Origin of the sequence: Streptomyces tagetis (genome assembly GCF_018069565.1) — a bacterium.
Lineage (GTDB): Bacteria > Actinomycetota > Actinomycetes > Streptomycetales > Streptomycetaceae > Streptomyces > Streptomyces tagetis.
Map to the genome: position 1 here is coordinate 22104 of NZ_JAGPNL010000007.1, position 21653 is coordinate 43756.

General features: G+C 76.1%; 22 protein-coding genes. 7 read left to right on the plus strand and 15 right to left on the minus strand.

Features of this window, described 5'->3' with window-relative positions:
• Nucleotides 1-22 precede the first annotated feature (22 nt).
• The 4 genes from J5Y05_RS22730 to J5Y05_RS22745 all read right to left on the minus strand — a co-directional run bounded on the left by J5Y05_RS22730 (nucleotide 23) and on the right by J5Y05_RS22745 (nucleotide 4075).
• The gene (locus tag J5Y05_RS22730) at nucleotides 23-592 is read right to left on the minus strand and encodes a hypothetical protein (RefSeq protein ID WP_210874910.1); all 570 of its coding nucleotides are present in this window, start codon (nucleotides 590-592) and stop codon (nucleotides 23-25) included.
• Nucleotides 540-2042, minus strand: coding sequence for a PTS transporter subunit EIIC (locus tag J5Y05_RS22735; protein WP_210874911.1), 1503 nt, complete (start codon nucleotides 2040-2042; stop codon nucleotides 540-542). Before J5Y05_RS22735 ends, J5Y05_RS22730 begins: the two co-directional genes overlap by 53 nt.
• A gap of 15 nt (nucleotides 2043-2057) precedes the next feature.
• Nucleotides 2058-3017, minus strand: a complete 960-nt coding sequence (gene murQ, locus J5Y05_RS22740; RefSeq protein ID WP_210874912.1) for an N-acetylmuramic acid 6-phosphate etherase — start codon at nucleotides 3015-3017, stop codon at nucleotides 2058-2060.
• Between the two features lie 71 nt (nucleotides 3018-3088).
• Nucleotides 3089-4075 (minus strand): MurR/RpiR family transcriptional regulator, encoded by a 987-nt coding sequence (locus tag J5Y05_RS22745; protein ID WP_372450515.1) that lies wholly within the window; start codon nucleotides 4073-4075, stop codon nucleotides 3089-3091.
• Between the two features lie 56 nt (nucleotides 4076-4131).
• On the opposite strand from J5Y05_RS22745, the gene J5Y05_RS22750 reads away from it, so the two are divergent.
• Both J5Y05_RS22750 and J5Y05_RS22755 read left to right on the plus strand, forming a co-directional pair.
• On the plus strand, nucleotides 4132-4515 hold the full coding sequence (locus tag J5Y05_RS22750; RefSeq protein ID WP_210874914.1) for a DUF8819 family protein: 384 nt from the start codon (nucleotides 4132-4134) through the stop codon (nucleotides 4513-4515).
• 8 nt (nucleotides 4516-4523) lie between these two features.
• Nucleotides 4524-4814 carry a DUF4031 domain-containing protein gene (locus J5Y05_RS22755; protein WP_210874915.1) on the plus strand — a complete coding sequence of 97 codons (291 nt, stop codon included), beginning with the start codon at nucleotides 4524-4526 and terminating at the stop codon, nucleotides 4812-4814.
• On the opposite strand, the gene J5Y05_RS22760 is transcribed toward J5Y05_RS22755, so the two are convergent.
• Nucleotides 4787-5839: a GNAT family N-acetyltransferase gene (locus J5Y05_RS22760; RefSeq protein WP_210875199.1), complete on the minus strand. Its 1053-nt coding sequence runs from the start codon at nucleotides 5837-5839 to the stop codon at nucleotides 4787-4789. The two genes, J5Y05_RS22755 and J5Y05_RS22760, sit on opposite strands and share 28 nt — an antisense overlap.
• A 34-nt stretch (nucleotides 5840-5873) precedes the next feature.
• Nucleotides 5874-6533 (minus strand): HD domain-containing protein, encoded by a 660-nt coding sequence (locus J5Y05_RS22765; protein WP_210874916.1) that lies wholly within the window; start codon nucleotides 6531-6533, stop codon nucleotides 5874-5876.
• A 171-nt stretch (nucleotides 6534-6704) separates the two neighbouring features.
• Here J5Y05_RS22765 and J5Y05_RS22770 point away from each other — a divergent pair, with 171 nt between their 5' ends.
• Nucleotides 6705-7397 carry a copper homeostasis protein CutC gene (locus J5Y05_RS22770; RefSeq protein ID WP_210874917.1) on the plus strand — a complete coding sequence of 231 codons (693 nt, stop codon included), beginning with the start codon at nucleotides 6705-6707 and terminating at the stop codon, nucleotides 7395-7397.
• A gap of 46 nt (nucleotides 7398-7443) precedes the next feature.
• On the opposite strand, the gene J5Y05_RS22775 is transcribed toward J5Y05_RS22770, so the two are convergent.
• Entirely contained in the window at nucleotides 7444-9516 is a 2073-nt protein-coding gene (locus J5Y05_RS22775; protein WP_372450516.1) for a HelD family protein, read from the minus strand.
• Nucleotides 9517-9968: 452 nt separating this feature from the next.
• Between J5Y05_RS22775 and J5Y05_RS22780 the strand changes: the two genes are divergently transcribed.
• On the plus strand, nucleotides 9969-10154 hold the full coding sequence (locus J5Y05_RS22780) for a hypothetical protein (RefSeq protein WP_210874919.1): 186 nt from the start codon (nucleotides 9969-9971) through the stop codon (nucleotides 10152-10154).
• Nucleotides 10155-10200: 46 nt separating this feature from the next.
• Here J5Y05_RS22780 and J5Y05_RS22785 read toward each other — a convergent pair whose 3' ends face one another.
• From J5Y05_RS22785 to J5Y05_RS22795, 3 genes are all read right to left on the minus strand, one after another.
• On the minus strand, nucleotides 10201-11844 hold the full coding sequence (locus tag J5Y05_RS22785; RefSeq protein ID WP_210874920.1) for a DNA repair helicase XPB: 1644 nt from the start codon (nucleotides 11842-11844) through the stop codon (nucleotides 10201-10203).
• A 75-nt stretch (nucleotides 11845-11919) separates the two neighbouring features.
• The gene (locus tag J5Y05_RS22790; RefSeq protein WP_210874921.1) at nucleotides 11920-12135 is read right to left on the minus strand and encodes a hypothetical protein; all 216 of its coding nucleotides are present in this window, start codon (nucleotides 12133-12135) and stop codon (nucleotides 11920-11922) included.
• A 252-nt stretch (nucleotides 12136-12387) separates the two neighbouring features.
• Nucleotides 12388-14916 carry a helicase C-terminal domain-containing protein gene (locus J5Y05_RS22795; protein ID WP_210874922.1) on the minus strand — a complete coding sequence of 843 codons (2529 nt, stop codon included), beginning with the start codon at nucleotides 14914-14916 and terminating at the stop codon, nucleotides 12388-12390.
• Between the two features lie 184 nt (nucleotides 14917-15100).
• On the opposite strand from J5Y05_RS22795, the gene J5Y05_RS22800 reads away from it, so the two are divergent.
• Nucleotides 15101-16141 carry a hypothetical protein gene (locus tag J5Y05_RS22800; RefSeq protein WP_210874923.1) on the plus strand — a complete coding sequence of 347 codons (1041 nt, stop codon included), beginning with the start codon at nucleotides 15101-15103 and terminating at the stop codon, nucleotides 16139-16141.
• Between the two features lie 204 nt (nucleotides 16142-16345).
• A complete protein-coding gene (locus J5Y05_RS22805; protein WP_210874924.1) occupies nucleotides 16346-16990 on the plus strand; it encodes an HAD family hydrolase in 645 nt (214 codons plus the stop codon).
• On the opposite strand, the gene J5Y05_RS22810 is transcribed toward J5Y05_RS22805, so the two are convergent.
• A complete protein-coding gene (locus J5Y05_RS22810) occupies nucleotides 16957-17217 on the minus strand; it encodes a hypothetical protein (protein WP_210874925.1) in 261 nt (86 codons plus the stop codon). The two genes, J5Y05_RS22805 and J5Y05_RS22810, sit on opposite strands and share 34 nt — an antisense overlap.
• A gap of 173 nt (nucleotides 17218-17390) precedes the next feature.
• Between J5Y05_RS22810 and J5Y05_RS32315 the strand changes: the two genes are divergently transcribed.
• Entirely contained in the window at nucleotides 17391-17774 is a 384-nt protein-coding gene (locus tag J5Y05_RS32315) for a cold-shock protein (RefSeq protein WP_210874926.1), read from the plus strand.
• Between the two features lie 34 nt (nucleotides 17775-17808).
• Here the strand turns inward: J5Y05_RS32315 and J5Y05_RS22820 are convergent, their stop codons facing one another.
• From J5Y05_RS22820 to J5Y05_RS22835, 4 genes are read right to left on the minus strand one after another with little or no spacing between them, the layout of a single operon-like run.
• Nucleotides 17809-18684 (minus strand): 1,4-dihydroxy-6-naphtoate synthase, encoded by an 876-nt coding sequence (locus tag J5Y05_RS22820; RefSeq protein ID WP_210874927.1) that lies wholly within the window; start codon nucleotides 18682-18684, stop codon nucleotides 17809-17811.
• Nucleotides 18665-19423 carry a futalosine hydrolase gene (locus J5Y05_RS22825; protein ID WP_307854046.1) on the minus strand — a complete coding sequence of 253 codons (759 nt, stop codon included), beginning with the start codon at nucleotides 19421-19423 and terminating at the stop codon, nucleotides 18665-18667. The genes J5Y05_RS22820 and J5Y05_RS22825 overlap by 20 nt, the downstream gene beginning before the upstream one ends.
• Nucleotides 19393-19881 (minus strand): DUF2771 domain-containing protein, encoded by a 489-nt coding sequence (locus J5Y05_RS22830; protein ID WP_210874928.1) that lies wholly within the window; start codon nucleotides 19879-19881, stop codon nucleotides 19393-19395. Before J5Y05_RS22830 ends, J5Y05_RS22825 begins: the two co-directional genes overlap by 31 nt.
• Nucleotides 19882-19939: 58 nt before the next feature.
• A complete protein-coding gene (locus tag J5Y05_RS22835; RefSeq protein WP_210874929.1) occupies nucleotides 19940-21328 on the minus strand; it encodes an MFS transporter in 1389 nt (462 codons plus the stop codon).
• Nucleotides 21329-21653 lie beyond the last annotated feature (325 nt).

Sequence of the window (21653 nt, forward strand, 5' to 3'; positions counted from 1 at the left end):
GCGGTGAGCGGGGCGGGGCCGGTCAGACGCCGCCGAGGGGTTCGGTGTCCGTCCGGACCGCGGTGCCCCACACCCGCAGCACCTCGTAGTCGGTGAACTCGTGGACCAGGCGGTAGGCCGGGGCCGGGCGGGGGCCGCGGAGCTGGGCGGCGATGTACAGCTCGGCTTCGCGGCGGTCGCGGCGCGGGGTGCCGCACAACTCCCACACCTGGCCGTTCCACCGCTCCGGCAGCCAGCGCTGCTGCGGCTGCGGGCGGTCGCCCCGCACCCCGTACCGGGACGGCACCGGCTCGGCGGGCCGGGCCGGCAGGGGCCCGCCGTGGTACTCGGCGCGGCGCGCGGAGCGGCGGCGGGTCTCGCAGAGCAGACAGAGGTCGGGGGCGCCCTGGTCGACCGGCCCGGTGGGGTGCTCGGGGCAGCGGGTGGTGGGGACGGCCGTGGTGACGCCCTCCTCCAGCAGGTCCAGCGCGCGCTTCAGATCCGCCCTGACCTCGTGCAGCCTGGCGTCCGGGGTGTCGGAGCCCAGGGCCTCGCCGTGCTCACCGAGGAGACGCAGGGCTCGGCCCAGGGCGGTCGACTGGGCGTGGTTCATGTCCCTCAGAATCGCATACCGCTCCGGCCGGGCCGTCCGGCGGCGCGGGGCGGGGGAGGCCGCCGAGGCCGAACAGGAGGGTCGCCGCGAAACCGGTGACGTACGCCGTGAGCAGTCCGCCGCCGTAGACCGCCGCCGCCGAGGCCCAGCCGCCGTCGCCCGCGAGCAGCGGGAACAGGGCCCAGCCGGAGGGGCCGATCGCACTCGCCCCGACGTCCCGGCCGAGCATGGCGAAGAGCCCGACGAAGGCGCCGCCGGCCGCGCCGCCCGCGCAGGCGGTGAGGAAGGGGCGGCCCAGCGGCAGGCAGACGCCGTAGATGAGCGGCTCGCCGACGCCGAGCAGTCCGGCGGGGAGCGCCGAGCGGATCGTGGTGCGCAGCGAGGCGTCGTGCCGCATCCGGACGTAGACGGCCGCCGCGGCGCCGACCTGCCCGGCGCCGGCCATGGCCAGCAGGGGGAGCAGCACGGTGTGGCCCTGCTGTTCGATGAGGGTGGTGTGCAGGGGGATCAGCGCCTGGTGCAGGCCCAGCATGACCAGCGGGAGGAAGAGCCCGCCGAGGACCAGTCCGGCGAGCGCCCCGGTGGTGCCGAGCAGCCAGGTCGCCGCGGTGCCGATGGCGGAGGCGACCGCGCCGGCCGTGTACATGAGCAGGTAGAGCGTGGCGAGGCCCGAGACCAGGACGGTCAGGGTGGGCGTCAGCAGGACGTCCAGCGTGCCGGGGAGGCGGGCCCGGCACCACTTCTCGACGCGGCAGCCGAGCAGTGCCGCCGCCAGCGCGCCGAGCACCCCGCCCTGTCCGGGGGCGAGCGCGGCGCCGAAGACGGTCACCTTCGCCACGCCCGGATAGACGACGACGGCCGCGACGGCGCCGCCGAGGACCGGGGTGCCGCCGAACTCGCGGGCCGTGTTGTGGCCGACGAAGACCGCGATCAGCGCGAGGAAGGCGGAGGAGACGGCGGTCAGGGCCGGGGTGAGGCCCGCCGCCCAGCCCAGGTTGGCGAGGAGTCCGCCGAGGCCCGCGACGATGCCGCAGCCGATGAGGGCGGGGACCAGCGGGACGAAGACCCCGGCCAGGCGGCGCAGGGCGGTCTTCACCGGGGTCGCGTTGCGCTGTCGCCGCCGGTCTTTCAACGCGGCGCCGCGCCGGGCAAGTTCGCCCGCCGTGTCCTCGGGGACGGCGGTGCCCGGCGGCCCGGCCGCGAGCAGTTCCTCGAAGGCGCCGGTCACCCGGGCGACCGTCCCCGGGCCCAGCACGATCTGGTACGCCCCGTCGCCCTCGACCACGCCGAGCACGCCGGGCAGCGCCCGCAGGGCGGCGTCGTCCACCCGGGAGCGGTCGGCGAGGCCGAGGCGCAGCCGGGTCATGCAGTGGGCGACGGAGGTGATGTTCGCGGCGCCGCCGACCAGGGGGAGCAGCGCGGCGGCGGTGGAGTGGGGGTCCTTGTGCACCCCCCGAGCCTGCGGTCAGCCGCCCGCCGCCGCCAGCGCGGCGCGCAGCCGGCCGCCGGAGTCCTCCAGAAGGCGGGCAGCCGTCGGGCCGTCCACGTCGGCCAGCAGGACGAGGACGGCGTGCTTGACCTCGCCGCCGGTCGCGGCCAGGGCGCGTTCGACCTCGGCGTCCCCGGCGCCGGTGGCGTGGGCGACGATCCGCCGGGAGCGGGCGCGCAGCTTCTCGTTGGAGGCGCGGACGTCGACCATCAGGTTCCCGTAGGTCTTGCCGAGCCGGATCATCGTGATCGTCGACAGCATGTTGAGGACGAGCTTCTGCGCCGTGCCCGCCTTCAGCCGGGTCGAGCCGGTGATCAGCTCGGGGCCGGTGACGATCTCGATGCCGTGTTCGGCGGCGGCGGCGAGGGGGCTGTCCGGGTTGCAGGACAGTCCGACGGTCAGCGCGCCCAGCGCGCGGGCGTGCGCGACGGCGCCCACGGCGTACGGGGTGCGGCCGGAGGCCGAGACGCCGACCACCGTGTCCTCGGGGGTGAGCGCGAGCGCGTCGAGGTCGGCGCGGGCCGCCTCGGCGGAGTCCTCGGCGCCCTCGACGGCGGTGACCAGGGCGTCGGGTCCGCCCGCGATCACGCCGGTGACCTGGCCGGGGGCGGTGTCGAAGGTGGGCGGGCACTCGGAGGCGTCCAGCACGCCGAGCCGGCCGGCGGTGCCCGCGCCCGCGTAGACCAGCCGGCCGCCGCGGGCCATGCGGGCGGCCACGGCGTCGACGGCGGCGGCGATCTCCGGCAGCTTCCCGGCGACGGCGGCGGGCACGGTGCGGTCCTCGCCGTTCATCAGCCGCGCGATCTCCAGGGTGGGCAGCTCGTCGATCTCGGCCAGCTCGGGCCGGAACGCCTCGGTGGCCAGGGTCTCCAGCTCGGACCGCGGGCCGGGGCCGGGAGGGACGGGGGTGCCGGGCGCGGGGGAGGGGGAGTTCATGGCGGCGGCTCTCTTCGGTGCGGGTGCGGGTGCGGTGTGGCCGGGCCCTGCGTGGTGCTGTGGCGCGGTGCTCAGCGGGGGCGGGCGCCGCGCGGGTCGCGCCGGTGCGCCAGGGCCTCGTACGAGGCCGCCAGCGCGGGCGCCGCCGTCGCGTAGGTGCGCTGCGCGACCCCCACGAACAGGCAGTCCACGACGAGGAGCTGACTGGTCCGGGAGGACATCGCGGCGGGCCGCAGCTCGCTCTCCCGGCAGGTGGCGGTGGTCAGCAGATGGTCGGCGTACTGCGTGACGGGACTGTCGGGGCGGCCGGTGACGGCGATGGTCGTGGCCCCGCGTTCGAAGGCGACCCGCAGCGGCTCGATGACGTCCGCCGTGGAGCCGGAGTGCGTGACGGCGAGGGCGACGTCCCCGGGGCGCAGTTGCACCGCGTTGGTGACGGCGAGGTGGGGGTCGCCGGGGGCGTGGGCCAGCAGCCCGATCCGCAGCAGCTTCTGGGTGAGGTCCTGGGCGACCAGCCCGGAGGCGCCGATCCCGTAGACGTCGGTGCGCCGGGCGGCGGCGAGCGCGGTGACGGCCGCGTCGAGCTGTGCGGTGTCGAGGCCGGCGGCGGTGTCGGCGAGGGTGCGCCGCTCGTCGTGGGCGAGCTTGGCGACCACGTCGGCGATCGGGTCGTCGACCGTGATGTCGGTGGTGAGGGCGGGCGCGCGGCCGGAGTGCTGCTGGGCGGCGAGGCCGGCGAGCGCGAGGCGCAGGTCCCGGTAGCCGGGGTAGCCGAGCAGCCGGGCGGTGCGCACGACGGTCGCCTCGCTGGTGCCGGTGCGTTCGGCGAGGCCGGTGACGGTGAGGGCGGCGCAGCCCGCCGGATCGTCCGCGACGGCCACGGCGACCCGCTGCATGGACCGGGTCATCGACGGCGCCAGCGTGCGCACCTTCGCGGTGAGGGCGCCGGGGGCCGGTGGCGCCGGGAGCGTGGGGGACGCGGGCGCGCTCCGGCCCTCCGGCGCGGCGGACCGCCCGCCCCCGGGGCGGCCGGAAGTTTCCTTCACGTCATCGGTCACCCTTGAAAGATATTTTCGTTTCGGTTCGGGGGTCAAGAGTGCGCACAATGGGGGACATGGACCCCGTCAGCCCCCTGGAGCAGGCCCTGCACGCCGCCCGCGCTCTCGTCCTCGCCGACCTGATGGCCGGCCGGGTCGCCGAGGCGGACGTCGTCTCGCTCGTCGAGGAGGCGGTCGCCCACCGGCGCTGGTGGGTCGAACAGTGGCCCGAGGGCGCCGAGTTCGTCGCCGGACTGGTCGCCCAGGACGTGCAGGACGCCCTCCTGGAGCGGTACGGGCGCTGGCCGCTGTGCCCGGTGTGCGCCTCCGGTGACCCGCACGCCCTGGACGTCGACCCGGAACTCGGCCCGGACCCGCACTGGGTCTGCTCCGAGGCGGGCGTACGGGTGGCACCGGTCGGCTCGCTGGGCGCCGTCACCGGCGGCCCCGCGTCCGCGTAGGGGCGCCGGTGGCCCTCTACATCGACCCGCCGTCCTGGCCGGGCCACGGCCGCCTCTGGTCCCATCTGGTCAGCGACGTCTCCTACGCCGAACTCCACGCCTTCGCCGACCGCCTCGGCGTGGACCGCCGCGCCTTCGAGCGCGACCACTACGACATCCCCGCCCAGCGGTACGCCGACGTCGTCGCCGCCGGCGCGCTGGAGGTCCGCAGCCGCGAGGTGGTGCGGCTGCTGCACGAGGCCGGGCTGCGCCGCCGCAGGCGGGCCGGGGATCAGCCGCGCGGACCGCTCAGCTCGTAGGCGTACTCCTGCGCCTCCCCGCCGGTCCGGGTGAAGCCGGCGCGGCCCAGGACGGCCTGGGAGGCGAGGTTGCCGGGCTCGGTGGTGGCGGTCACGCACGTCACCTCGTCCCGGCCCAGCGCCCACGCCGACAGGGCACGCAGCGCCTCGGTGGCGTGGCCCCGGCCGCGGGCGGCGGCCGAGAGGTCGTAGCCGACCTCGACGCGGCCCTCGGCGTCCGGCGGACCGTGGAAGCCGATACCGCCGACCGCCCGGCCGTCCTCGGCGCGGACGATGACGAACATGCCCCACTCGGGCCGGTGCGTGCCCGCCTCGTACGCCTTCAGCAGCGCCCCCGCCGCGTCGCGAGTGCCGTCGCCGGGACCGCCCTCCACCCAGGCGAAACCGCCGTCGCCGCCCACCGCCAGACCGGCCGCGGCGGCCGGCCTGACGCCCCGCAGGACGAGCCGCCCGGCCGGCAGCACCAGGTCGTTGCGCCAGCGCCACTCGGTGAGCCGGGCCCGGCCGGGCAGCTCGCCGCGGCCGGTCGCCCACAGCAGCGTGGGCCACGGGGCCTCGCCGGGCCGCACGTGCGGGAAGATCAGCGTCAGCACGTACGCGCACAGCTCGGCGGGCGGCTCGTAGGCGAGCCCCAGGCCCTCGGCCATGTCGTACGTGTGGGCCAGGACCTCGGCGACGCCCATCGCGGCGAAGCCGTCGCGGTCCGCGCTGCCGAAGGGGTACGGGTGGAAGGCGCGCACCCCGGGCGGGGTGGCGCGGAGCGTGGCGGCGAACAGGGTGCCGGCCGTCTCGATCACGTGGAGGGCGTCCGCGGCGTCGGCGTCCGCGTCGAGGGTGATCCGGAAGGGCACGTAGGCGTCGGTGGCGCGGCCCGCCAACTGGCCCGCGTAGGCGAGGAGATCGCTGGCGACGTGCTGCGCGGTGCGCCGGCAGCTCCACTCCAGGGCGCCGGCCGGCACGGCCTCCCAGTCCCGGTCCGTCGCCGTCCGCAGCAGCGCCACGGCGTCCGCGACGGCCTCCTCCACCCGTTGCGCGCCCTCGTGTCCCATGCCGGGCAGGCTACGGTGCCCGGTCACCGCCGGGCGACAGCATTTCCAGCTCCCCGGCGAGGTTGTAGCGGGCGGTCGCCTCCCACTCCCGCCGGCCGTGCGGGGTGGCGTAGAGCGCGGGGCGGTCCAGGAGGTGCCGGAGCACCGCGGAGCGGCCCTCACGGAAGGCGTCGTTCGGCACGAAGTGGTACTCCTCGCGCACGGCGGCGGCGTAGGCGGCGTACGCGGAGGGCGGCGAGGCCAGGATCGCCAGGTCGGCGTCGCAGAGCACCTGTCCGTCGCGGTCGTCGCCGGCCGGGTCGTGGCCGACGGTGAGCCGGACCAGCCGGGCCACCTCGGCGGTCTTCGCCCGCGGCACCCCGGCCTCGGCGAGCGCCCGCTCCGCCAGCCGGGCCGAGCGCTCCTCGTTCTCGGAGCGCTCGGGCAGGTAGACGGCGTCGTGGAACCAGGCGGCCAGCCGGACCACGTCCGGGTCGTCGGCATGGGCGCTCAGCGTGTCGACGTGGCGCAGGACCGCCGCGAGGTGGGTGGCGGTGTGGTAGTGCCGCTGGGGCTCGCTCCACCGGGCGAGCAGCCGCTCGGCGTACGGACCGGGGTCGGGTCCGTCCGTGCCCCGTGCCCCCTCCAGGGCCCGGGAGAACCGGTACCGCAACGCGTCGAGGTCGGCCATGTCCCCATTCTCCACGCCGCCCCTCCCCTCCGCCCTCCCCCGCCCTGCCCCGCCGGCCCTCCCGCTCCTCCCGCTCCGCCCGGACCGGGTCCGGACCCGGGCCGTACGCGGGGCCTCCGTGGGGCATAGTCTTGATTGGACTAGACCTATAGGCCGAATGAATGGGGTCCCATGAGCAAGCGTGCAGTCCTGGAGGTGATCGCCCTCGACGCCAGGGACGCGGTCGCCGCCCAGGCCGGAGGCGCCGATCGCCTCGAACTGGTCACCGACATGGCGGCCGACGGGCTCACCCCGCCGACCGCGACCGTCGCCGCGATCCGGGCCGCCGTCGACATCGACCTGCGGGTCATGCTGCGGCTGGCCGCCGGGTTCGCCGCCGGGGACGTCGAGCGGCTGGCGCGGCTCGCCGGGGAGCTGCGGGACGCGGGGGCCACGCAGTTCGTCCTCGGCTTCCTCGACGCCGACGGCGACCTGGACGTCGCGGCGGTGGAGCGGGTCGCCGGGGAACTGGACGGCTGCCCGTGGACCTTCCACCGCGCCATCGACCGCTGCGTGGACCGGGCCGCGCTGCGCAAGCGCCTCGCCGACTTCCCCGGCCTGGACACCTACCTGACCGCCGGGGCGGCCGGCGGCGTGGACGAGGGCCTGCCCGTGCTGCTCGCCGAGGCGCGGCGCCGGGACGAGCCGGGCTACCGCCAGCAGCTCCTGGTCGGGGGCGGCCTGCGGCTGGACCACCTGCCGGTGCTCAGGGAGGCCGGGGCCGACGCCTTCCACATCGGCGGCGCGGCCCGGCCCGACGGGTGGGCGGGGCCCGTCTCGGCGGACGAGGTCGCCCGGTGGCGGACGGTGCTGGACGCGGGGTGAGCCGGGAGGGCGGGGGGAGGCGGGGGCTGCCCCCGCCTCGGCCCCGTCACTCCGCCAGGTGGCCCGGCAGCGGCGCCGCGTGGGTCACGATCAGGCCCGAGACCGCCCGGGTCAGACAGACGTAGAGGCGGCGCAGCCCCGTCCGCTCGTCGGGCTCGGCACCGACCACCGCCGCCGGTTCGTCCAGCACCACGTGGTCGTACTCCAGGCCCTTGGCCAGCGAGGCCGGGACCAGCGTCAGGCGGGCCTCGCCGGTGGTCTCCTCGCCGGGGCCCAGAGGGCGAAGGCCCGCCTCCGTCAGCGCCGCGGCCAGCTCCGGGACCCGGGCGTCGGCGGCGATCAGGCCCACCGACCCCTCCCGGCCCAGCAGCTCCCGGCAGGCCGCCACCACCCCGGCCGGCCCGGCGGGCACCGGGCGGACCTCGAAGAAGCCCGGGTTCTCCCGGACCGACGCCACCGGCGCCAGCCCCGGCGCGATGTGCGGCAGCAGCCGGGAGGCGTACGCGATGACGTCCGTCGGCACCCGGAAACCGGCCGTCAGCTCCTCCACCACCGCGCCCTCCTTGCCCAGGTGCGCCAGCGCCTCCCGCCAGCTCCTCGTCGCCCAGGGCGTGGTGCCCTGCGCCAGATCGCCGAGGACCGTCGCCGAGCCGGTGGAGCAGCGCCGGCCCACCGCCCGGTACTGCATCGGGGAGAGGTCCTGCGCCTCGTCGAGCACCACGTGCCCGAGGGAGGGCGTGCGCTCGATCAGGTCGGCGGCCTCGTCGATCAGCACCGCGTCCGCCGCCGACCAGCGCGCCGACCGCACCGAGCGGGCCGGCCGGGCCCACAGCACCGCCGCCCGCTCCTCCTCGGTGAGGACGCCCTCGGCGTGCTCGGCCAGGAAATCGGGGTCCGACAGCAGCCGCAGGACCAGCCTGGCCGGGTCGACCGGCGGCCAGAGGGCCTTCACCGCCGCCTTCACCGCGGGGTTGCGGGCCACCGCGTCCTGCACCCGGTCGTCCGGCGCCTCCCCGGAGCGCTCCATGCGCACCAGTACGGCGTGCGCGATGCGCTGCGGCAGGGCCTCGCGGGCGGCGCCGTAGCGGATGGAGCGGTCCAGCAGCTCGCGGACCATCTCCTCCAGCTCGTACGCCGGGACGCGCCAGCGGCGGGAGCCGCGCACCACGACCACCGGTTCGGTGGGCAGGGTGACGTGCGCGTACAGCGCCCGGCGCAGCACCTCGGCCATCCGGGCGTCGCCCTTGACCACCGCCGCCGGCGCCTCGTCCGTGCCGCGCACCTCGACCCGGGCCACCAGGTCGTCCACCGTGGACTGCCGTACCGTCAGCTCGCCGAGGGCGGGCAGCACCTGCTCGATGTAGTGCAGGAAGGACCGGTTGGGCCCGATGACGAGGGTGCCGGTGCGGGCCAGCCGCTCGCGGTGGGCGTAGAGGAGGTAGGCGACCCGGTGCAGGCCGACCGCGGTCTTGCCGGTGCCGGGGCCGCCCTGCACGCAGACCGTGCCGCCGAGCCCGGCGCGCACGATCTCGTCCTGCTCGGGCTGGATGGTGGCGACGATGTCGCGCATCGGGCCGACGCGGGGCCGCTCGATCTCCCGCTGGAGCAGGGCGCTGGTCGCCGATGCCTGGGCCGGGTCGGACAGGTGCTCGTCCTCGTAGGCCGTGAGGTCGCCGCCGGTGTAGCCGAAGCGGCGGCGCAGCGCGACGCCCATCGGGTCCTTGGCGGAGGCCCGGTAGAAGGGCTGTGAGACGGGCGCCCGCCAGTCGATCACCATCGGGTCGCCGTCCGCGTCGTGCACGTGCCGGCGCCCGATGTGGAAGCGCGGGCCGTCGGCGCCCTCGGCCCCGCTTCCGCCGGGGGCGTGCAGGTAGTCGAGCCGGCCGAAGAAGAGCGGGGTGCCGGCGAGGTCGGCGAGGGCCTTGACGCGGTCCTCGATCTGGCGCTCCAGGACGGCCGCGTTGACCCAGTTCGCGGCGACGTCGGTGAGGTCGAGGGCCTCGACGTCCTCCCGCATCGCCCGCAGGGCGCGGCGCGCGGCGGCGAGGTGGGCGCGTTCCCGGGCGAGGGGGGCGTCGGCGGCGGCGGACGGGGAGTCGTCGTGGACGGACGTGGTCAAGGGGATGCCTCCGGAGGGACCTGCGGGACGGACGGGCGCGGGGGACGCGCGGGGCCGGCCGGTTTCCGTCCGGGCGGCGGCACTCCGAGGGGAGGCGGGCAGAAGCGGCATCCTAGGGGAGGAGGGGCACCACGGGTCAAACGGTTTCCCGGCACCGCGGGCCCGTACGGAATTTCTCGGCACCGTGGGCCGCACGGTTTCCCGGCATCGCGGGCCCGTACGGGATTTCCCGGCATCCGGGGGGCCGCACGGGTTCCCGGCACCGTGGGCCCGTACGGGAATGTCCCGGCACCCGCGGCCCGTACCCGTTTCCCCCGCCCCCGGCCGTCCCCTAGGGGACCGTCCCCCGCACCCGGGAGGGCCGAGGTCCCTCCGCGGGCGTATGCCGCACGGCCGGGAGTTCGGTCCTCGGACCGATGCCGTACGGGGGGACGGAACACCACCATGGAGACATGAGCGCAGCAACCGTGTCCCCCGCCCCGGCCCCGCACCGCGCGTCCGGCGCCACCCCCGTGACCGGCGCCCGCCGGCACCGGATCGGCGACGCCCTGCGCGCGGTCCGGGTCTTCGCGGGCGCCGCCTTCGACGTGGTCGTCCTCGGCGAGTACGGCGAGGAGGCCGGAGTCCGCCACCGCTGACCCCGGCCCGCCGCCTGTCCGTACCGCCCGGGAGCCCCCGGCCGCCTCACTCCGCGGCGAGCAGGTCGTCCGCGTCCACGATGCGGTACGCGTACCCCTGCTCCGCCAGGAAGCGCTGGCGGTGGGCGGCGAAGTCCTGGTCGATCGTGTCGCGGGCGACCACCGAGTAGAAGTGCGCCTGGTGGCCGTCGGCCTTGGGCCGCAGCACCCGGCCGAGCCGCTGGGCCTCCTCCTGCCGGGAGCCGAAGGTGCCGGAGACCTGGACCGCGACCGTCGCCTCCGGCAGGTCGACGGAGAAGTTCGCCACCTTGGAGACGACCAGCACGCTGATCTCGCCCTGCCGGAACGCCTCGAAGAGCTTCTCCCGCTGGAGGTTGGAGGTCTCGCCCTTGATCACCGGCGCGTTCAGGTGCTCGCCCAGTTCGTCGAGCTGGTCGATGTACTGGCCGATGACGAGGATCTGCTGCCCGGCGAAGCGGCGCACGATCGCCTCCGTCACCTTCCGCTTCGTCGCGGTCGTGGCGCAGAACCGGTACTTCTCCTCCGTCTCGGCGGTGGCGTACGCGAGCCGCTCGGAGTCGGTGAGGTTGACCCGGACCTCCACGCAGTCGGCGGGCGCGATGTACCCCTGCGCCTCGATCTCCTTCCACGGGGCGTCGAACCGCTTCGGCCCGATCAGCGAGAACACGTCCGACTCGCGGCCGTCCTCCCGGACCAGGGTCGCCGTCAGCCCCAGCCGCCGCCGGGCCTGGAGGTCCGCCGTGAACTTGAAGACGGGCGCGGGCAGCAGGTGCACCTCGTCGTAGACGATCAGGCCCCAGTCGCGGGAGTCGAACAGCTCCAGGTGCGGGTAGACGCCCTTGCGGCGGGTCGTGAGCACCTGGTACGTGGCGATGGTGACGGGCCGGATCTCCTTCCGCGTGCCGCTGTACTCGCCGATCTCGTCCTCGGTCAGCGAGGTGCGCCGCACCAGCTCGTGCTTCCACTGGCGGGCGGAGACGGTGTTGGTGACCAGGATCAGCGTCGTCGACTTGGCCTGCGCCATCGACCCGGCGCCGACCAGGGTCTTCCCGGCGCCGCAGGGCAGGACGACGACCCCGCTGCCGCCGTGCCAGAAGTTCTCCACCGCCTGCTTCTGGTAGGGCCGCAGCGCCCAGCCGTCCTCGGCCAGCTCGATCGGGTGCGCCTCGCCGTCGACGTACCCGGCCAGGTCCTCGGCGGGCCAGCCCAGCTTGAGCAGGGTCTGCTTGATCTGCCCGCGCTCGGAGGGGTGCACGGCCACCGTGTCGGGGTCGATGCGGGCGCCGACCAGCGGCGCGATCCGCTTCGACTTCAGCACCTCCTCCAGCACCGGCCGGTCGGTGGTGGTCAGGACCAGCCCGTGGGCCGGGTCCTTGGAGAGGGTGAGGCGGCCGTAGCGGTCCATGGTCTCGGCGACGTCGACGAGCAGCGCGTGCGGCACCGGGTAACGGCTGTACTGCACGAGCGCGTCCACGACCTGCTCGGCGTCGTGGCCGGCCGCGCGGGCGTTCCACAGGCCGAGCGGGGTCACCCGGTAGGTGTGGATGTGCTCCGGCGCCCGCTCCAGCTCGGCGAACGGCGCGATGGCCCGGCGGCAGTCGTCGGCCCGCTCGTGGTCGACTTCCAGGAGCAGGGTCTTGTCGGACTGGACGATCAGCGGACCATTCACGGGCGGCACCCCTTCGCGTGCGGTCGGGCCGGACGGCTCGGCCAAACGTCCAGTGTGCCTGATCGGGGCGGCGGCTCAGCGGTGCGCGGGGACGGAGGCCGGCGCGGGGGCCGGGAACGCGGTGGCCGTGAGGTACGGGTGGGGCGCGAGGTACGCGGGGGGCTGGGCCGAGGCGCGGGGGACGAGGGAGCCGAGGAGCGCCGCCGCGGTGATCAGGGCGGCGATCAGGACGGCGACGGCGGGACGGAGGGAGGCGGGACGGACGGAGGCGGGGAGAGGGGGGCGGCGCATGGGGGTCCGGCCTTCCTGGCGCTGGGCGCGCGGGTCACGGGTGGGGGCGCGCTGCGGGAGCGCGGCGGTCCCGCCGGGGGCGGTCCCGCTCGGGACACCGGGTGGCTGCCCGCGCCGTACCGCTCCGATGCGGAATGCCCCCGAAGCTCCCTCGTCGGTGGGACAGGACCGGCGTGGCGTGCATGAACGCCCGCGTACGCCCGAACGCACGGAGCCAAGCGGAACCGGATGGTGAAGGGTCGCCGGGGCGGCTCAGCCCGCGTCGTCGGCCAGTTCCGCCACGCCCGTGATCCGGTGCACCGGGTACGTGCGCACCTCGTCCGCCGTGTGGTCGTACGCCGTCACGAATCCGCCCTCGACCCGGATCGGGGCGATGACGCGCTGGCTGGCGGCGCCGTCGGCGTTCACGTAGCCGATCCACAGCGCCTCGCCGGTCAGCACGGCGGCCTGGAGGGTGGCGAGGGTCTCGGCGGGCCCGGTGCGCGGCGGTGTGCCCTCGGCGGCGGAGGCGGCGCCGGGGGCCGGTTTGCGCGGTGCCGTGGAGGCCAGGTCGCCGGCGCGTACGGCGCGGATCGCGGCGGCGAGCAGCGCGTCGTCCGGCACCGGCGGCCCGTCCGGGACCGGCTCGGGCGGGGTGCGCGGCGGGGTGCGGTGGGCGTCCGCGCGGGCGATCAGCACATCGCCCGCCGCGGTCTCGGCGGCCGGCGCGAAGCCCATCGCGCGCAGCCCCTCCAGCAGCGCGGCCGGGTCCGCCTCGGCGGCCAGCACGGTCGGCGCGAGTCGGCGCAGGCCCATGCCCGGGGCCCGCTTGTCGGCCAGGATCTCGCTGAGCAGCGCGTCGTCGTCGCAGCGCACGTACGCCGAGGCCGCCCCGACCCGCAGCCGCCCGTGCCGCCGGGCCACGTCGTCGATCAGGTACGTCAGCGGTTGCGGGACCGGGGTGCGGGAGTGGGTGGCGAGGAAGGCGTGCAGGTCGGCGGCGGTCCGCCCGGCGTCCAGCGCGCGGCGTACCGAGCCGGGCGTGAACCGGTAGACGGTCGCCCCGCCCTTGGACTCCACGTCGGCGAGGACGCCCAGCACCTCGGCGAGCGGGCGTTCCAGCGGCCCCGGGGCGACGGCCGTCAGGTCGGCCTGGAGCAGGACGTGGTCCAGCGGCTCGGGGAGCAGCGGGGCGAGCAGCCGGGCGGCGGCGGCCCCGGCGGCGACCTGCTCGGCGGGGGCGAGGGGCGCGGTCCGTGCGCCGTCGGCGCCCGCGGGCGCCCCGATCAGGGCGCGGGCGGGTGCGGCGAGGGCGCCTCGGCCGGTGACGCCGAGCAGTTCCGCCTCGGAGAGCGTCCAGCGGGCGAGCCGGGTGCGCAGGTCGTCCTCGGTTCCGCCGCCCGCGCCGCCCGTGTCCCGCCCGTCGCGGCGCGGTGAGCGCAGCGGGCGTTCCCAGCGCAGCCGGGCGAGCACCGACTCCTCGTCCGGCGCGGAGCCCTCCGGCAACCCGGCGAGCAGGGCCAGCACCCGCTGCCGTACCTCGGGCGCCGCCGAGCGGTCCAGGTCGGGGCCGAGGGCGGACAGCGTGCGGTCCTTGGCGTCCCGTCCGCCGATCAGGCCGGGGGTGCGGGTGGCGAGCAGCCACGCCTCGGCGAGCAGGGCCCAGCGTTCGGCGTCGGGCAGCTCGCGCCACTCGTCGTACGCCGGGGTCGCCGCGTACCGCTCGTCCGGCTCGCCGTCCGGGGCCAGCAGGCCGGCCGCGTAGGCCAGCTCGGTCCAGAAGGCGGCGACCGGTTCGGAGACGTCCAGGGCGACGGCGGTCCGCTTGAGGTCGCGCACGCTCAGTCCGCCGGCCCGCAGCACCGGGGGCCCGCCCTCGTTCCAGTCCTTGAGCAGTTCCTCGACGGTGGCGAGGGCGGTGAGCGCCGCGCCGGCCGCGGTGGCGTCGACCACCTCGGGGCGGTGGTCCGCGGCGGCGGTCACGGGCGGCGGCACCGGCTCGGTCGCCCGGTGGGCCCGGCCGCCGCGCAGGTGCAGGGCGACCTCGCGGGGCAGCACCACCGTGCCGGGCGAGGTGGGCAGCAGCAGGCCGAGGTCGAGCAGCCGGCGCAGGTGGGGCGCCGGATCGTGGGTGATCTGCCCGTACGGAGGGCCCCAGACCAGCCGGGACAGCACCGCGCGGGACTCCTCGGGGACCGTGCGGAGCAGGGCGGCCATCTGCTCCCGGTCGCCGAAGAGGTCGCCGAGCGCGGCCACGGCGGAGACCGAGTCGTGGGTCGACGGCAGCCCGGCGGCGGCCAGGATCTCCTGCACCCGGCCGGGTGACATGCCCGCCGTCGCCTCCCGCACGGTCGGGCCGAGCCCGGTCGGCGAGGGGTGCTGCGGGGAGGGCGCGAGCAGTTCGCGGGCGGTGCGCACCAGGCGCAGCCGGTCCTCGTCGCCCCAGACCAGGGCCTGGTCGCGCAGGAGCCCGAGGGCCCGGGGCAGGGCGGCGGCGACCACCGGGTCGGCCGTGTCGCCGGGGTCCCCGGCCATGAGCCCGAGCAGGTCCCCGTAGGACGCCGGGTCCGGGGCCACCGCGAGGGCCTCGGCGCTCTGGAGCGCGAACCGGTCCAGCCGTTCCAGCGCCCGCACCACGGAGGCCCGGGTGCCGGCCCGGGTGGCGAGCTGCGTGAGGTCGGTGGGCACGGGTGTGATGAGGTCCGGCCGGCCGCGCAGAAGGGCGGCGAGGGACGCGTCGTCCCTCCCGCGGAGCGCCTCCGCGAGGGACCGGGGGGCCGCGGACTTCTCCTCGGTGCTCATCCGGCCAACGGTAGCCGGTACGTCCGTCACCGGGGCATCACGCGCGCCCCCCGGGCCCACACCGGGCACGTGCGGGGCCCGGTCGGTCACGGGCGGGCCGGCGGCCGTGCGGTTCCGCCCGGCCGGGGAAGATTCGGTACCTTCGTCCGACGGGGTATCACACCGCAGCGCCCCGGAGGGGTTCGTGGGGATCGAGAGCGACCAGGTCGTCTACGAGTATCTGAGCCGCGTCGGCGACGTGGCTCAGCAACGGCAACTGCCGTCGGCCACCCGCATGCGGCTCGTCGCCGAGCTGCGCGACGAGATCGACCGGCACCGCGCCCGGACCACCGTCGACAGTCCGGCCGCCGTCCGCCGCATCCTGGACCGGCTCGGCAGCCCCGACGACATCGTGGAGGCGGCCGGCGGCACCTCCGCCGCACCGGCCGCGCCCCGGCACACGCCCGCCGCCGTGCCGCTCCAGCCGGACGGTCCGCCCGGGGCGCCGAAGCCGCCGAGGGCCGCGGAGAACGGGGGCCGGCGCAAGGGTTTGCGGTGGCCCGTGCCGCGCCCCCGGGCCACCGAGCCCGAGGCCGGACCGCCGCCGCCCTCCCCGCCGCACACGGCGGGCGCGCACGAACTGGGGGACCTGGGGGAGGGCGCCCGCGAGCCCGACTGGTGGCGGGTGGACGACGGGCCCTTCGGCGGTGTCGGGGACGGCGTGCCCGGCTTCGTCGGCGGGGTGGAACTGCCCGAACTGCTCCGGCCGCCGCAGCGGCCCCCCGGCGCCGAGGAGCGGGTGCCGCCGGGGGTGCCGGGGGAGGCCGTCGTGGCGGCGGCGGAGGAGGAGGCGGCGGCGGCCGGACCGGCCGGGCTGCGCCGCCGGCTGCTCCGCCTGTGGCCGCGGGGCGGCTGGAACAGCCCCCTGCTTCTGTGCGCCGCCGCGCTGCTGATCGCCGGCGCCGTGCTCGGCAGCCTGCTCCCGCTGGGCCTGGGCTGGCTGATCGTCTACCTCTCCCGGCGGCTGACCCCCGCGCAGACCAAGTGGGCGGTCCTCGGACTGCCCGGCACGGTCGCCGTCGCGGGTGTCGTCTGGCTGTGGGGCCGCGCCGACGGCCGCTGGGGCGACCCCGTCCTCCAGGGCCAGATGAGCGACGCCGTCGCGGGCACCTGGCCCTGGGTCCTGCGCGGCGCCGCCCTCGCCTCCGCCCTCTACCTCCTCTGGCAGTCCCGCCGGGCCCCCTGAGGGACCGGAGCGCTTGGCCCAGCAGGGCCCCCAGTCCGGCTGGGACCCCCGGTCCGGCTGGGACCCCCGGTCCGGCTGGGACCCCCGGTCCGGCGGGACCCCCGGTCCGGCGGGACCCCCGGTCCGGCTGGGACCCCCGGTCCGGTCCGGTCAGGACGGGTGCCCCCTGCCGTCGTCCGGCGTTTGCCCGGCACAATGGGTGGTATGAACCGGACGTCCCGCCCCGCCCCCACCGTCGGTTTCGATCTGGACATGACGCTGATCGACTCCCGCCCCGGCATCCGCGCCTGCTACCTGGCGCTGGCCGAGCGGACCGGGACGTACGTCGACGCCGACCTGGCCGTCACCCGGCTCGGCCCGCCGCTCGCGGAGGAGTTGGCGCACTGGTTCCCGGCGGAGCGCGTCGCGGACGTCGCCGAGCTGTACCGGGAGATGTACCCGGCGTACGCCGTCACCGCCACGCCCGCGCTGCCCGGCGCGCGCGAGGCGCTCGCCGCCGTGCGCGCCGCCGGCGGACGCACCGTCGTCGTCACCGCCAAGTACGAGCCCAACGCCAAGCTCCACCTGGAACACCTCGGCCTGGAACCGGACGCCGTGGTCGGCGACCTGTGGGCCGAACGGAAGGCGGACGCGTTGCGCGAGCACGGCGCATCGGTGTACGTCGGGGACCACACGGGCGACGTGCGCGGCGCGCGGGCCGCCGGCGCGCACGCCGTGGCCGTCGTGAGCGGGCCCTGCGACGCGGAGCAGCTCCGCGCGGCCGGCGCCGACGTGGTCCTCGGCGGACTCACTCAATTCCCGGAATGGTTCGCGGCCTACCGCGAAGGACTCGACACCCCCCGCGCCTGACGCCGCCCCGCCGCCACCGAACGCAGCACGCCCGCGCCGGAGATCAGAAAACCGACCCCCATGAGCATGCTCAATCCGAACATGTAGGTGGGAAAGGGCGTGGTGCCCAGAAACAGCGGGGCCACCGTGACCAGAGTGGCCACGGTTCCGATGAAGAAGACGATCGCACCGGCGAGGATCAGCCGGTCGCCGGGCGCGGCGGAATTCGTTTGGGTTTTGTCACGCACCCCACCAGGGTAGTTCCCAGCCCGAAGGAACAACCCGGGGGACGTCTTGTCACGGGCGGGAAGACCATTAGCCTGGGTACCGGCGGGTCCCACGACCCGCCCGAGTGCTATCAAGAGCCGTTTCCGCGGTGGTCAGCAGCAGTTTTCCGACGAGTACGAGGACGAGGACAGACGTGCCTACCGGCAAGGTCAAGTGGTTCAACAGTGAGAAGGGCTTCGGCTTTCTCTCCCGGGACGACGGCGGTGACGTCTTCGTCCATTCCTCGGTCCTCCCCGCCGGAGTCGAGACCCTGAAGCCGGGGCAGCGCGTGGAGTTCGGGGTGGTCGCCGGACAGCGCGGTGACCAGGCGCTGTCCCTGACCCTGCTGGAGCCGGCACCCTCGGTCGCCGCCGCCCAGCGCAGGAAGCCCGACGAACTGGCCTCGATCGTCCAGGACCTGACGACCCTCCTGGAGAACATCACGCCGATGCTGGAGAAGGGCCGTTATCCGGAGAAGAACTCCGGCAAGCAAATCGCCGGTCTGCTCCGCGCGGTCGCCGACCAGTTGGACGTGTGACGGCCGGCGTTCCGCGGCGTTTTCCCAGGGTCCCTCAGGGGAATTCCAGCGCGTCGGGGCCGAGGGCCGGTACGAGGCCCTCGGCCGCCGCGCGTGTCAGCAGTCCCCGCACGGCCGCGTAGCCGTCCTCGCCGAGGTCGGCGGTGAACTTGTTGACGTACAGCCCGATGTGCCGGTCGGCGACGGCCGGGTCCATCTCCTGCGCGTGCTCCATGACGTAGGGCCGGGACACCTCGGGGTCGTCCCAGGCGGCCCGCACCGAACTCCGGATCGCGTCGGCGAGCCCGGTCAGCGCGGGTGCCCCCAGCGAGCGGCGGGCGATGATCGCGCCGAGCGGGATCGGCAGCCCCGTGGTCCGCTCCCAGAACTCGCCCAGGTCGGCGAGTTGCGACAGCCCGTACTCCCCGTAGGTGAAGCGCGCCTCGTGGATGACGAGCCCCGCGTCGACCTTCCCGTCCCGCACCGCCGGCATGATCTCGTGGAACGGCATCACGACGATCTCCCCGACCCCGCCGGGCACCGCTTCCGCCGCCCAGAGCCGGAACAGCAGGTACGCCGTCGACGTCTCGCTCGGCACCGCGACCGTCCGGCCGCTCAGCCCGCTCCCGTCCGCGTGCGTGCCCCGGCCGTCCCGGCTCAGCACCAGCGGCCCGCAGCCCCGCCCCAGCGCACCGCCGCAGGGCAGCAGCGCGTAGGGCCCGAGCACGTACGGCAGCACCGCGTACGACACCTTCAGCACGTCGAACTCGCCGCGCGCGGCCATGCCGTTGGTGAGGTCGATGTCGGCGAAGGTCACGTCGAGCGCGGGGGCGCCGGGGACCCGGCCGTGGGCGAGGGCGTCGAAGACGAAGGTGTCGTTCGGGCAGGGCGAGTAGGCGATCCGCAGGGGCTCAGCCGGCGTCTGGGTCATCTGGCCTCCAACTGGTGAGGACGGGTGCGAGCTTCCCGAAGGCGTCCGTCAGGGCCGCGAGGGCGTCGCCGATCCGCCAGGCTGCGCGGTCGCGCGGGCCGACCGGGTTGGAGACCGCGCGCACCTCCAGCACGGGCACCCCGTGCGCGGCGGCGGCCTCGGCGACGCCGAAGCCCTCCATGGCCTCGGCGAGGGCGCGGGGGTGGCGGGCGCGCAGCAGCGCGGCGCGTTCGGCGGTGCCGGTCACGGTGGAGACGGTCAGTACGGTCCCGGGGCGGGCCCCGGTCGCGTCGGCGGCCCGGCGCACCAGCGCGGCGGGCGGGCGGTGGGTGACGGTGCCGAAGCCGAGCGCGGTGACCGGCGCGAAGCCGTCGGCGGTCTCGGCGCCGAGGTCGGCGGCGGTGATCTCGTCGGCGACGACGAGCGAGCCGACCGGCGCCAGGGGCGCGAAGCCGCCGGCGATGCCGGCCGAGACGACCAGGGCGAAGGGGGCGCCGTCGAGGGCCGCGGCGGTCAGCGCGGCGGCGACCCCGGCGGCGGCGAGGGCGGGGCCGACGCCGGCGGCCAGCAGCGCCGGGCCGTCCGGCGAGCGGTGCAGCAGCGCGCCGGGGAGGAGCACCTCCGCGGGCGTTCCCGGGAACGCCCGTGCCACCGCGTCCCGCTCGGCGGGGACCGCGGTGGCCACGAGGATGCGCGCGGGGGACGTGGTCAGTCGCCCTTCTCCAGCTTGAAGACCCACACGCCGGTGATCTTCTCGCTGCCGTCCTTGCCGTCACGGGCGGCGATGGCGACGTTGGTCGAGTTGCCCTGGGCGCCGTACTGGGCGTTGAAGAAGACGCTGCCGGGGATGGTGCGGTAGGTCTTCGAGCTGTCGTCGACGAGCTGCTGACCGTTCATCAGGATCGTCCAGTGCTTGTCGGCGATGCCCGGATCGACGCCGAAGCGTACGGTCTCGTCCTCGTCGACCTTGACGGCCTTGGCGTTCTTGTCCTGGAGGCACTTCGTGATCTCGTTGTCGGAGAGTGCCTTGTCGTGACCGCCACAGGCGGCCTCCGAGCTGACGGAGGAGGTGCCCACCGTGATCGTCGACATCGCGGTCGGCTTCTCACAGGCGGACAGGACGAGCAGTCCGGCGGATACGGCGCCGGCGGTGGCGACGGCGCGGCGGCGTCGCACAACGGATTGCAACGTGGTCATGGGCGAAGGCTATATGCCGACTCGGGCCCGGTTCCCACCTGGGGGCGGCGTGCCGTGCTCACGCCACCCGCGGCCGGGCCGTTCCCCCGTGCCGCGCCGAGCCGATCAGCCCCCGTACGGTGGTCAGCCATCCGGCGGCGACGATCGCCGAGGCGACCGACAGCCCGAGGGTGCCGTTGAGGGGCAGCGCGATGCCGATCGCCCCGCCGAGCACCCAGGAGACCTGGAGCAGCGTCTCCGAGCGGGCGAAGGCCGAGGTGCGCACCAGCTCGGGCACGTCCCGCTGGATCAGCGCGTCCAGCGAGAGCTTGGCCAGCGCCTGCGCGAACCCGGCGACCGCCGCCAGACACGCCACCAGCACCGCGCCGAACAAGACCGCGGAGGTGACCGCCGTGCCCAGCACCACCGCGACCACCGTCACGATGATGATCTCCGGCGCCCGCGAGCGCAGCCAGGCCCCGACCGCCGTGCCCAGCGCGTTGCCCGCCCCGGCCGCCACGCCCACGATGCCGAGGGAGACCGCCGCGCTCTGCCCGGTCATGGGGTGCTCGCGCAGCAGGAAGGCGAGGAAGAAGATCAGGAAGCCGGAGAGGCCGCGGATGGCGGCGTTGGCGGCCAGCGCGTGGGTGACCGCGGTGCCGACCGTACGCAGCCCGGGGCGCTTGCCCGCGACCCGGCGCGGTACGTGCAGCCGGTGCTCGTCGGCGGCGAGCAGCGCCCGCGCCTCGCCGCGCGCCGAGTCCACCTTCCCGGGCAGCGAGAAGGACAGCACCATCCCCGCCACGAAGATCACGAAGGCGCCGTAGAGCGGCCAGCGCGGGCCGACCTGCTGGAGCAGGGCGGCGACGGGGGCGGCGGCGCCGGTGGCGAGCAGCCCGCAGAGCGTGACCCGCGAGTTCGCCTTCACCAGGGAGAAGCCGGGCGGCAGCAGCCGGGGCACCACCGCGCTGCGCACCACGCCGTACGCCTTCGAGGCGACCAGCACGCCGAGCGCGGCCGGGTACATCTCCAGTCCGCCGCCGGCGACCGCCGCCGAGAGCACCAGCGCGAGCAGCGCGCGGGCGCCCATCGCGGTGGCCATGGCGGCGCGGCGGCCGTGCGGAATCCGGTCCAGGAGCGGGCCGATGACCGGCGCGAGCAGGGTGAAGGGGGCCATGGTGATGGCGAGGTAGAGGGCGACCCGGCCGCGCGCCTCGTCGGTGGGCACCGAGAAGAAGACGGTGGAGGCGAGGGCGACGGTGATCATGACGTCGCCGGCGCCGTTCACCCCGTGCAGCTCGATCAGCTTGCCGAGGCCCGACTCGCCGGCGCCGTGCGCGTGGGTGGCCCGGCGGATGACGCGGCCGGCGGCGCTCACCGGCCGGCGCAGGGCACGGCCGACGGCGCGGAACAGCCCGGGACCGCGTCCCCGGCTCCCGCCCCTGGACTCCGTCCGCGCGGCTGCCACCCCGTCATAGTGCCCCGAGAGGCGGTCCTCTTGCGCCGTTGTGCCGCGGATGGCGCTGATCGGGTCGCGTGACGCACCCGGGACGCCGGCCCCGCGCCGCGCCCGAAGACGGGGCGGGCTCGCGCCGAAACTCCCGTCGGTGTAGGCCCAGCGCACCTGAGCAGGTAGCGTGCCTAGCGCGCCGTCGCATCGTTCTCGGCCGCGCGCCTCACGTGCATCCCGCAGAATGGATGACGTAGGTGCGCCCGAGCGCGATCGGGCGCGGACGTCGACGCGGTCCACGGGTCCGCTCCGTCCGCCCCACGCAGGCAGCGGCGCACTCGTG